Annotated in this window: 11 protein-coding genes; 5 read left to right on the top strand and 6 right to left on the bottom strand. The window is 72.2% G+C overall.

Going from position 1 to position 11,270, the window contains the following annotated elements:
* Together I0C86_RS36265 and I0C86_RS36260 are read right to left on the bottom strand one after the other, a co-directional pair.
* Nucleotides 1-1,444: hypothetical protein (locus I0C86_RS36265; protein WP_196205826.1), on the bottom strand; the 1,444-nt coding region annotated here is incomplete at its 3' end.
* Nucleotides 1,445-1,584: 140 nt separating this feature from the next.
* Nucleotides 1,585-2,763, bottom strand: a complete 1,179-nt coding sequence (locus I0C86_RS36260) for a homogentisate 1,2-dioxygenase (protein ID WP_196205825.1) — start codon at nt 2,761-2,763, stop codon at nt 1,585-1,587.
* A 94-nt stretch (nt 2,764-2,857) separates the two neighbouring features.
* On the opposite strand from I0C86_RS36260, the gene I0C86_RS36255 reads away from it, so the two are divergent.
* From I0C86_RS36255 to I0C86_RS36235, 5 genes are all read left to right on the top strand, one after another.
* Nucleotides 2,858-3,715, top strand: a complete 858-nt coding sequence (locus tag I0C86_RS36255) for a hypothetical protein (protein WP_196205824.1) — start codon at nt 2,858-2,860, stop codon at nt 3,713-3,715.
* A 76-nt stretch (nt 3,716-3,791) separates the two neighbouring features.
* Nucleotides 3,792-4,997 carry a fumarylacetoacetase gene (fahA, locus tag I0C86_RS36250; RefSeq protein WP_196205823.1) on the top strand — a complete coding sequence of 402 codons (1,206 nt, stop codon included), beginning with the start codon at nt 3,792-3,794 and terminating at the stop codon, nt 4,995-4,997.
* A 146-nt stretch (nt 4,998-5,143) separates the two neighbouring features.
* On the top strand, nt 5,144-5,341 hold the full coding sequence (locus tag I0C86_RS36245; protein ID WP_196205822.1) for a DUF397 domain-containing protein: 198 nt from the start codon (nt 5,144-5,146) through the stop codon (nt 5,339-5,341).
* A 180-nt stretch (nt 5,342-5,521) separates the two neighbouring features.
* Complete coding sequence (locus I0C86_RS36240) at nt 5,522-6,055, top strand: SRPBCC family protein (RefSeq protein WP_196205821.1); 534 nt, start codon at nt 5,522-5,524, stop codon at nt 6,053-6,055.
* A 136-nt stretch (nt 6,056-6,191) separates the two neighbouring features.
* Nucleotides 6,192-7,535 carry an outer membrane protein assembly factor BamB family protein gene (locus I0C86_RS36235; protein ID WP_196205820.1) on the top strand — a complete coding sequence of 448 codons (1,344 nt, stop codon included), beginning with the start codon at nt 6,192-6,194 and terminating at the stop codon, nt 7,533-7,535.
* A 6-nt stretch (nt 7,536-7,541) separates the two neighbouring features.
* Here the strand turns inward: I0C86_RS36235 and I0C86_RS36230 are convergent, their stop codons facing one another.
* The 4 genes from I0C86_RS36230 to I0C86_RS36215 all read right to left on the bottom strand — a co-directional run.
* A complete protein-coding gene (locus I0C86_RS36230; RefSeq protein ID WP_230395373.1) occupies nt 7,542-8,483 on the bottom strand; it encodes a COG1470 family protein in 942 nt (313 codons plus the stop codon).
* Nucleotides 8,484-8,565: 82 nt separating this feature from the next.
* Nucleotides 8,566-9,120: a hypothetical protein gene (locus tag I0C86_RS36225; RefSeq protein WP_196205819.1), complete on the bottom strand. Its 555-nt coding sequence runs from the start codon at nt 9,118-9,120 to the stop codon at nt 8,566-8,568.
* A gap of 141 nt (nt 9,121-9,261) precedes the next feature.
* Nucleotides 9,262-10,410 (bottom strand): histidinol-phosphate transaminase, encoded by a 1,149-nt coding sequence (hisC, locus tag I0C86_RS36220; protein WP_196205818.1) that lies wholly within the window; start codon nt 10,408-10,410, stop codon nt 9,262-9,264.
* Nucleotides 10,407-11,270: RDD family protein (locus I0C86_RS36215; protein ID WP_196205817.1), on the bottom strand; the 864-nt coding region annotated here is incomplete at its 5' end. The genes I0C86_RS36215 and hisC, both read right to left, overlap by 4 nt.

Raw genomic sequence — 11,270 nt, 5'->3', positions numbered from 1 at the left:
GCACTGTGAGTACCGCCGCCGCCGTGCCGGCCCCTGCCAGCCGGTCGTGGCCGCCGAGGAGCCGCGCCTTGCCGGGGTCGCTGACCAGGTATTCGACGGACACCAGGGAGTGTGCCGGCAGAGGTGCGTCGGCCATCACCGTGGTGTCCACCCGGCCGTCCGGGCCCGGAAAGGAGATGGGCACGCCGACCGGGAACAGTGGCGTCCGGGTCGAGTCGGTACGGGGCTCGACGGTCGCGGTGACCTTCCGGACCGGGCCGGCGGCCTGTGCCGCCATGTTCTGCCAGAGCGGTACGCCGAGGGTCAGCCCGAGGGCCAGGCCGACGAAGGCGATGATGCCGAGGGTCGTCGGGGCCAGCACTCTCCGGCGGAGGAACCGGATGCGCCACCATGGCTGCGGGGAGTCGGAACGTACGGTGTGCCGGGCCCGCCACCGGCCGACCCGGTAGTGCCAGCCTTCGAGTTCGGCCCGGACGGTCACCGCCTCGCCGACGCTCTCCGGGTCGAGCTCACCGAAATCCAACCGTGGCGACGTGCGCCAGGCGGAGGTCTCCGGCTGTGCACCCCGCTGCTGGCGTAACACGGACCGGCCGCGTAGCTGCAGCGCGGTCCGGCGCACCACCTGCGGAAACGCCAGGAAGGCGACGACACCGGCGAAGATCATTGCCAGGTACGGGTCCCCGGTCGTGGCCAACTCCTGGCCAGGTCGGGCGACGGCCTCGATCCGCTCGCCGTTCTCCGGGCGGGGGGCGGGACACTCGATCGTGGAGTATCGCGTCTGCGAGGTCCACGGGTCGCGCCACTCGACCGCGCAGAGGTATCCCTGGCCACCTGCCGGCAGTGTCGAGGACACGGTGGCGCTGACCCGTTCGGCGTCCCGCCAGGTCCAGACGCCCGAGCCGACGATCACGGCGCTGACCAGCAGGACCGCCGCGGTCCACCGGCCGACGTACCGGCGGATCGGGCCGACCGGTCGGGGCACGGTGGCCGACGCGGGGCCGGTCGCGGTGGCCGTGCCGAGGAGGAACGTCTCGGCGGCCGAGGCGGCGGCGACCGGGACCGCCACGTCGACCCGCACACCGGTGGTGTCCCGGCAGATGAGCAGGGTGAACTGGTTGGGCTGGGACGGGACCAGCGTCATCAGACGGTCCGCGTCGGTCACCTCCCGGGCCTGCATGACGCGGAGGCCGCCGGCCGGAAGCAGGAGCTGGCGTACGGTCCCGGTGCGGCACTCGAACCGGACGGGTTCCCCGTCGACGGCGACGAGCCGTCCGGGGTGCAACGCCCCGGGATACGGTTCCGACCATCCGCGCAGCCAGCACCGCAGGGCCCGGGCGGTGCCGGAGTTGAGCTTCCGGGTCAGTACCCGGCCCTGTCGGACCTGCCAGAACGCGGCGAGGACCGACACGAGCCCCAGGATCAGCGAGGCGACAAGGACGGGCACGACGGCTCCCGGGAAGGGTGGGCGGGGCCACATCATGCCAGGTGACGGCCGGTTCTGATGTCCCTGCCGGCATCCTCGGACGACGTCGGAGGATCAGCGCCGGGTGGAACCGGCCGGCCGGACCCGACGGCGGTGCTCGGCTATCCGGGGGGCCGGGTACGACCGGCCCAGGTCCAGGCGTAGCCGGAGTCCTCACAGGACAGTGCGGGCGCACAGAGGTCGAGTGGCCGGAAGGTGTCGACCATCACCGCCAGTTCGTCGAAGCTCTCCGCCCCGATGGCCCGCTCCGGTGCGCCGGGCTGCGGACCGTGGGTGAAGCCGGCCGGATGCAGGGAGATCGACCCCTGCTCGATCCCGGAGCCGCGCCGCGCCTCGTAGTTGCCCCCTGTGTAGAAGAGCATCTCGTCGGAGTCGACGTTGTGGTGGTTGTACGGCACCGGAACGGCCAGCGGGTGGTAGTCGACCTTGCGGGGCACGAACGAGCAGATGACGAAGTTCGGGCCCTGGAAGGTCTGGTGCACGGGCGGCGGCTGGTGGACCCGGCCGGTGATCGGTTCGAAGTCGTGGATCGAGAACGCCCACGGGTAGAGGTGGCCGTCCCAGCCGACCACGTCGAAGGGGTGGTTGGCGTACACGTGGCGGGTCCAGCCCCGGCGGTGCTGGACGTACACCTCGACGTCGGTCTCCTCGACCAGCAGCGGCGCCTCCGGGCCGCGTACGTCGCGTTCGCAGTACGGCGAGTGTTCGAGGAACTGGCCGCGTACCGAGAGGTAGCGCTTGGGCGGTCCGATGTGCCCGGACGCCTCGATGGCGAGCAGCCGGAGCGGGTCCGGGGCGACCGGCACGATCCGGTACACGACCGAGGTCGGGATGACCACGTAGTCGCCGGCGGTCACCCCGAGCACGCCGAAGGCGGACTCGATCCGGGCCGCGCCGGACTCGACGTAGAGGCACTCGTCCCCGACCGCGTTGCGGTAGAGCGGGCTGGGCCGGTCGGCGACGACGTACGAGATCCGGACGTCGTCGTTGGCGAGCAGGTGCTGCCGGCCGAGAATCGGGTCGGCACCGGCACCGTCCAGCTTGTGGGTGCGCAGGTGGCGGGGCTTGAGCGGCAGGTTCGGGCTCCGCGACCAGGCCGGCGGGGTGTACTCGTCGGCGGCGACGATCGCGGTCGGCAGGTAGCGGTGGTAGAGCAGCGACGAGTCGGACGAGAAACCCTCCTGCCCCATCAGCTCCTCGGCGTACAGGCTGCCGTCGGGTTGCCGGAACTGGGTGTGGCGCTTGCGGGGTACCTCGCCGACGCTGCGGTAGTACGGCATGATCGCCTCCGTTTTGTCCCAGTCACCGGCCGGAAACGTCCGATAATCGGACGGTGTTGTCCGCTAGTCGTAGCGTCCCGTAAGTTCTCTGTTCGTGTCAACGCAGGTGCCCCGGCTCTTCGGCGGGCTGGTCGACGATGCTGCCGTCTTCCCGCCCGGCAGTGCCGCGCTGCCCGACGCGGTCGCCGCGCACCGTGGGCACCGGACCGCCTGGTACGCCGACCTGGTCGGCCCGCTGCTGTTGCCCGCCTCCGCCCTGGCCGACCTGCCGGCGCTGCTCGATGCCGAGGAGCAGATCGAGGTCGGAGTGATCGGAGACGTACCGATCCCCAGCCTGTACTCGCTGCGGGACCGGGTCGACCCACGGATCCGGATCCGGCAGGTCGAGGCGGCGGTGGCCAAACGGGGCGAGGATCCCCTGCCCGGTCTGGCCGCGCTCGCCGGCCTGCCGGCCCACCTCGACGACGCCGACGTCTACGCCGAGATTCCACTGACCTGGGGACTGCTCGGCGCACTCGATCGACTGGCCGGGGAACGGGCGGCCGGCAAGCGGATCGCGGCGAAGTTCCGGACCGGTGGACTGGCCGCCGAACTGTTTCCCACCCCGGTCGAACTGGCCGCGGTGATCGGCGCCTGCCGGGACCGCGACCTGCCGTTCAAGCTCACCGCCGGCCTGCACCACGCGATCCGGCACATCGACCCGGAGACCGGCTTCACCCACCACGGCTTCGTCAACATCCTGGCCGGCGCGGCCGTCGCGCAGGACGGTGCCGAGGTGGCCGAGGTGGCCGAGGTGCTGGCCGCGACCGACCCGTTGCCGCTGGTCGAGACGGCCCGGTCCCGGCGGGAGCAGGGTCGCCCACTCTGGACCGGGTTCGGCTCGTGCAGCGTGCTGGAACCGCTGACCGACCTGGTCCGGCTGGGCCTGGTGAACGGCGGCTACCAACCGTGAACCGGACGAGCGGAAACCGGACGAGCGGAAACCGGACAAACGAGAACCGGACGAGCGAGAACAGCGAGGAGACGGCGTGAGCTGGGTCGAGGGTGCGGCGGGCTCGCCGTACGGGGTGCACAACCTGCCGTACGGAGTGTTCGTACAGGCCGACCGGGCGCCCCGGATCGGCGTACGGATCGGGGATCTCGTCCTCGACCTCGACGGGGCGGAGGCGGCCGGGCTGATCCTGGCCGGCGATGCCCTGCGCCAGCCGACGCTGAACGCGTTCCTGGCGCTCGGCCAGCCCCAGTGGACGACGGTACGGCGACGGATCGTCGAACTGCTGACCGCGCAGGAGCACCGGCCGGCGGTGGCGCCGCTGCTGATTCCGCTCGACCGGGTCGACCTCGTTCTGCCGTTCGAGGTGGCCGACTACGTCGACTTCTACTCCTCCGAGCAGCACGCCGGCAACGTGGGGAAGATCTTCCGGCCCGGAGCGGCGCCGCTGCTGCCGAACTGGCGGCATCTGCCGGTCGGCTACCACGGCCGGGCCGGCACCGTCGTCGTCTCCGGTACCCCGATCGTCCGACCCCAGGGCCAGCGCTCCACCCCGGACGGACCGGTGTACGGGCCGTCGACCCGGCTGGACATCGAGGCGGAGGTCGGCTTCGTGGTCGGCGTACCGTCCGCGCTCGGCCAGCGGGTCCCGGTAGCGGACTTCGCGGCGCACGTCTTCGGAGTGGTGCTGGTCAACGACTGGTCGGCCCGGGACATCCAGGCGTGGGAGTACCAGCCGCTCGGGCCGTTCCTCGGCAAGTCGTTCGCCACGTCGGTCTCGCCCTGGGTGGTGCCGCTGGAGGCACTGGCGGAGGCCTGGGTGCCCGCTCCGACCCAGGAGCCCGCCGTGCTCGACTACCTGCGCGACGTACCGCACCTCGGGCTGGACCTGCGGCTGACGGTGGACTGGAACGGCGAGCGGGTCAGCGAGCCGCCGTTCGAGGGGATGTACTGGACGCCGGCCCAGCAGCTCGCCCACCTGACCGTGAACGGAGCCGCGCTGCGTACCGGTGACCTGTACGCCTCCGGCACCGTCTCCGGGCCCCGACGCGACCAGGTCGGCTCGTTCCTCGAACTGACCTGGGGTGGAGCCGAGGCGGTCAAGCTGTCCGACGGCTCCACCCGGACCTTCCTCCTCGACGGCGACACCGTACGCATCGGTGCCACGGCACCGGGACCGGACGGCACCACTGTCGGGCTCGGGGAGGTCGCCGGCACGATCGCCCCGGCCGGACCGGCCTGAGTGCGGCGATCTTCGGGCCGTAGGCCGTCGGACCTGCTGTGCGATCGGTCGGGCAGAAGGAGTAACAGGATCGGTTCATGACGCGTTGAGTTACCCGGACGGAGCAAACCCGTCATCAAGGATGTTTCATCTTGAAAGGGTATAAAATGTTCAACGCGGATGCTGCCGTGTGGCGCAAGAGCAGTCGCTCCAACGACCAGGGCCTGTGCGTCGAAGTCGCCGACAACCTGCCCGGAATCGTCGGCGTGCGCGACTCGAAGGATCCAGATCCGATCCTGGCGTTCCCGCCGGCCAGCTGGGCGGCATTCGTTGCCGCGACCAGGACCGGGCGCTTCGAAGGCTGATCGAGGCGCCTGTGGACGAGCAGAGCCGCGCGGTTCCGGGCAACAGCCGGGGCCGCGCCGGTTCTCGCCGCACCCCTCAGCCGGACCCCAGCCGGACCCGTCACGAACTGGTCACTCTGCGGCGGCACGGGCGTGACCAAGCCTGCTCCACGTCGTACCGTGGTCCTCGGGGAGGCGCGCATGTCGACGGTGGCGTTCAACCGGCTGATCGAGGCACCCGCGGACGAGGTGTGGCGGGTCTTCACGGACCTGCCCGCCCGCCCCCGGTGGCTCTGCCCGGTGGACGAGGTCGAGGTGCTGGCCTCGCGCCTACCGCCGAGCCCGGCCGGGGTCGATGCGGTGCCCGGGTTCGGGGTCGGGACCGTCTGGCAGGAGAGCCGCACCGGACCGGGCGGCAACCCGGTGGTCGAGGAGTTCTCGGTGGCGGAGGCGGCGCCACCACGGCACCTCGTCGTCGTCTCGTCCGGGGATGGCGTGGACTACCGGACGACGTACACGTTCAGTTCGATCAAGGCGGGACGGCCGGGTCGTGACCGGACGGTGGTGACCGTCAGCCACGAGGGCGTGCCGACCGCCCGGTACGGCCGGCTGCTGGCGGTGCTCTTCGGCGGGCTGGCCGCGAGGGCGGGCGAGGGCGCGTTGCGCCGGGATCTGGACGACCTCGCCGCCGCCACCGAACCCGGCCGCCGGATCGGTCCGGCCGCCGCCGCCTGACCGGTACGCAAGCTCCCGCCTGACCGGTACGCCAGCTTCCGCACCACGACCAGCGGCATCGCGACGTCCGGCCCCGCAACCTGCCAGCCGTCGGCCGGGCGCTGGTCGATAGGGTGCCCGACGGAGGTGTGCGGGCATGCAACGCCGAACGGGTGTGTCTGAGCGCAGCGAGGGCACCGGCTGGCGCGGTCGTGGAGGTCACGACGGGGAGCGCGGCGAGGCGACGGCGCCGCGCTGGCTTCGGAGGGCGCTCGCCGTCACCGTGGCGGTGCTGGTCGTCGCCGCGTCGGCCGTGATCGTGCACCGGGTGCTGGCGCCCGCCGAGGTGGTCACCCCGGCGCGGAGCGATTACCCGGCTCCGACGACCGTCCCGCCCGGCGTGATCGGCACCCTGAACGCGGCACCACTGATCGTCGACGGCCGGCTCCGGGTCTACGCCACCAACCGCCAGATCCGCGCCGACCAGCCGCTCGACGCCCCGACCAGGCGGACGCCGTACTGGTCGTTCCGGCGCTGGCCGGCCGAGGTGTCCGGGCTGGTGGCGGACGGCGCCACGGTGGTCACCCGGTGGTCGGACGGTGAACTGGTCGCACTGGAGGCCCGAACCGGCCTGGTGCGGTGGCGGGCCCGTGGACCCCGACCGGACCACGGATATCTCGGCCGGCGGACGGGCGGCGCCACCGTCTACACGCCCGGCGGCCTCTACCCCGCGGCGACCCGGGACGGTGCCTCCGTGCTGGTGGTGACCGGCTCGACCGAACGCCGGGGCCTCGACCTGGCCTCGGGTCGGGAACTGTGGCGGGCCGATGTCGACCCGGCCTGTCGGGCCGTCGACCGGGCCGAAGGGCTCAGCACCACCGCCGGCCAGTTCGTCGTGGTGGAGAACTGCCCCGGTGCACCGGCGGTCGGCTTCTACGACGTGGCGACCGGCGCTCCGACCGCCCGATGGCAGCCCGATGCCGCGAACTCGGCGGTCGAGGTCATCCCGGTCGGCTGCGCGACGGGCCGGTCCCGGTGCCCGGCGATCCGGACGAGCAGCGGGGGCGTGACCCGGGGCTGGCTGGTCGACGGCCCGAGCCCGGTGCCGGCCCCGGCCCTGGACGCCCCGGAATCGGTGCTCGTCGGCGAGGTCGCGGTGGCGCCGCGGGGGACCGGGCTGGTGGCCCGGTCGGTGCGTACCGGAGCGGAGCCGTGGCAGTGGGCCGGCACCGGATCGGTCAGCGTTCTCGCCGCCCAGTCGGGGCGGGTGCACCTGCGCACCGAGGCGGGGGAACTGCTCACCCTGGACTCGGAAACCGGCCGGGAGCGGTCCAGGTTCCCGTTCACGTACGGACGGGACTCGACCGCATGGTCGCCCGGCCTCGTCTACGCGGCCAGCGGGTTCGTGGCGGTGGAGCGGCTCACCGAGCCGGTGGACCCTGCGGCCGCCGACAGCCGCTACTACCTCGCCGCCCAGCCGGTGATCCTGGCCGCCACCTGACCCGTGTCACCGTGGCGTGTCGGCGCCGACTCGGCGGCGATGCGACCGGCGGGCCACGACGGCCAGTCCCACGACGAGGAGCAGTCCCACCGCCAGGGACGCGCCGAGCAGGCCCCATCGGGTGCCGAGTGGGCCGAACAGGTTGCTGGATTCGCCCACCTCGCCCGGGTTCGGGAAGGTGATCTTGCTGGAGCCGCTGCGCTTCACCATGCCGCTGGCAAGGGCGACATCGATCTTCCACGGGCCGTTCGCAAGGTCCCGGGGAAACCGTACGAGGACCGTGCCGGAGACGCCCGGAGCCAGGGTGGTGCCCTTGACCACCTCGAACGGGCCGGCGCGGGTGCCTGCGGGTCCTTCGGAGAGGGTCACCTCGCCGGTCATGTCGAGGGCCCGCTCGCCGGTGTTCGCCACCTCGATGGCGACCGAGGGCTGGCCCTGCTTGTCCCGGGCCGGCGTCACTTTCCCGATCGCGAAATCCGACGGCGGCTCGCCGCCCAGCCCGACATCGAGGTAGAGCCGGATGCCGGTGCGGTGGATCTGCCGGACGTTTCCCGAGGGTCGGGGCTTCGAGGTGACCGAGGCCCAGACGACGGCGTACCGCTCGCCGCGCGACGCCTCGGGCGGAACCCCGATGCTGACCTTGACCCGGGCCTCGTCACCCGGCCCGAGATCCAGGCTGGTGCGGTCGAGCGAGATCCATGAACTCAACTCGTTGACCGTCCGCCCCTCGCCGAACTGGAACCGTTCGTTCTCCAGGATCGCGGCGGCGGGGTACAACTCCAGGCGCTGCCGCGCGTCGGTCTGGTTCGTGACTCGTACCTGCCGCCGGATGATCGTGCCCGGCGGCAGATGGTCGACGATGTATCGCTGTGCCCGCGGGTCCTCGCGACGTTCGACCGGCGCCTCCACCAAGCGGATTCCGATGCTCTCGTCGGGATCCGGTTCCACCGCGCTGGCCTGGACCGGTAGGCCCAGGCCAGCGAGGCAGAGCAGGGCGAGTGACGCCCGTCCAACAGTCCGGCCGCGGTGATTACGCCACCGAATGGGTCACCGTGCCGGTGTAGACGCCCGCCTGGCTGTCCAGCGGCACGTTGACGACCAGGGTCGGGTTCCAGGTGGCGGTGTTGTTACCCGTTCCACCGGTGTGGGTGAACGCGACGACCGGGGTGACGCTGTCCAGCGGCTCCGCCTCGGCCGAAGTCAACTGGCCGGGCGTGAAGGTGCCGGTACCGGTGGTCGCCGTCGCCGGCCCCGACCAGTATTCGATCTCGGAGGGGAGGATCGTCTCCGGCGGCGTGCCGCCGCCGGTCTGGAAGACCGTCGCGGTCACGGTCGCTTCCCAGGAGGCGTCGTCCGAGGCCCGCCCGTCGGTCACCGTGACGGCGCCGAGCGGCCCGTCGAGTGGGGCGCCCGGGGATCCGGTGCCGAGGTCGGCGGTTGCCGGAACGGTGATGTCCAGGGTGCCGGCGAGAATCTCGAAGGTCACGTCGGTTTCCCCCGAGGGGGCGGCCACCGCAGGCGAGGCGAGCAGCCCCAGCGCAACCGTGGCGGCGGCGCCGAGAAGCAGAGTCCTGGTGGTACGCACGTGTTATCCAACCTTTCGCGTGGCGGGCTTGTGGCTCGTACCCGTCAGGGCCGTGAACCAGCTACCTGGAAAGGTTATGTGCTTATGTCCATATTCGTAGCCAAATAGGGGGAAGTGCGCTTTGGTCGACGCGCTACGTCCTCAGGTGGTGAGCGCGGAGTCGGCGACTGCCAGGAAGGCGTCGTTCTCCGCCGGAGTGCCGATGGTGACCCGTACGCCCTCGCCGGCGAACGGCCGGACGATGATCCCGCGCGTCTCGCAGGCCCGCCCGAACGTCACCGACCGGTCGCCCAGCGGCAGCCAGACGAAGTTGGCCTGGCTCTCCGGCACGGTCCCGCCGACCTGCCCGGCCGGCAGCCGCTTGCGCAGCGCCTCGGTCACCCGGTCCCGCTCGGCGACCACCAGCGCGCAGCGTCGACGTACCTCGTCGGCCTGGCGCAGCGCGGCCAACGCCCCGGCCTGAGCGGCCAGGCTGGTGGAGAACGGGGTGACCACCTTGCGGACCGTGGCGGCCACCTCCGGGTGCCCGACCAGGAAGCCGATCCGCAGCCCGGCCAGCCCCCACGCCTTGGACAGGGTGCGCAGCACCACCACGTTCGGCCGGTCGCCATAGGCCGTCAGGCCGTCCGGCACCTCGGCGTCGGTGACGAACTCCCGGTACGCCTCGTCGAGCACCACCAGGACGTCGTCCGGCACGGCGTCGAGGAACCGGTCGAGTTCGGCACGCCGCAGGCTGGTTCCGGTCGGATTGTTGGGATTGCAGACCAGGATCAGCCGGGTCCGGTCGGTGACCGCCGCCGCCATCGCGGCCAGATCGTGCCCGTGCCCGGCGTCGTTGGGCACCCGAACGCTGGTCGCGCCGCTGGTCGCCACGATGATCGGGTACGCCTCGAAGGACCGCCACGAGTACACCACCTCGTCGCCGGGCAGGCAGGTCGCCCGGACCAGGTGCTCGGCCAGCGCCACCGAGCCGCAACCGGTGGCGATCCGGTCCGCATCGACCCCGTACCGCTCGGCGAGGGCGTCCCGCAGTGCCAGCACCCCCATGTCCGGGTACCGGTGTGCGCCCGCGACCGCCTCGGCGACCGCCTCGACCACCCCGGGCAGCGGGCCGTACGGCACCTCGTTGCTCGCCAGCTTGATCGCCTCGGGCAGGCCCAGTTCCCGGGCCAGATCGGCCGGACTGCGACCGGGCACGTAGTTGGGCAGCGCATCGAGGTCGGCGCGGGTCAACCGGGGCCCCGGCGGGCGCCGGCCGGGGCCGGAAGTGGAGTTGGTGGAGCCGGTCATGACGTGCTGCCTCCGGTGCGGTCGGTCGGGGTGTCGGACGGGCCGGACGTACCGGTCGACGGGGTGTCGGACGGGCCGGACGTGCCGGTCGGGATGTCGGACTGCCGGGGCAGTCGTACGACGACGGTCTGGCCCCGCTTGTCGTGCAACGCCTGCCGCAGCGGTCGGTCGAAGAACGGCAGCGCGCAGTCGACCAGTTGGATCAGGAAGCCGATGCCGCAGCAACTCCAGAGGAACACCGGCAACCCGAGCATGTTCCAACGCCGGAAGGATCGGCCGAAGCCCAACTGCTCGGTCTCGGCCAGCGGTACGACCTTGATCCCCATCACCCGCTTGCCGAAGGTCTGCCCGCTGTTCGCCACCGCCGGCACCTCGTAGGCGAACCACAACGCGACCGCGATCAGCAGGATGACCACCTGGAGCCCGTCGGCCTGCGCGCTCGCCTGGGGCAGCCCCTCGGTGCTGGACTCGCCGTTCAGCAGTCGCCGGGTGAGTTCCCGGGAGACCGGCTCGATCTCCGTGACGAAACGCCAGACGAACCAGCCGTTGACCAGCACGTTCAGCAGGAACACCAGGCCGATGTCGATCAGTCGGGCGACCACCCGGGCGCCGAGCGGCGCCAGTTCCAGTCCGTGCGGCCGGGGCGGTGGCGGCGGTGCCCAGTACGGCCCCGGCCAACCCGGTGGCGGCGGTCCGTACGGCGGCATCCCGTACTGCGGCATCCCGGGTGGCGGCGTCGGGTGCCCGGCGCCCGGCCAGCCCGGCCCGGTCTGGCCGGGCTGCCCGTAGGAAGCCGGTGGTGCGCTCGACGGTGCTCCGCCCGCCGGCGGACCGCTCGGGACGGGGCCGCCGGCCGGCGG

It is taken from the genome of Plantactinospora alkalitolerans (assembly GCF_015690345.1).
Lineage (GTDB): Bacteria > Actinomycetota > Actinomycetes > Mycobacteriales > Micromonosporaceae > Plantactinospora > Plantactinospora alkalitolerans.
This window is presented reverse-complemented; position numbering and strand designations above follow the sequence as displayed.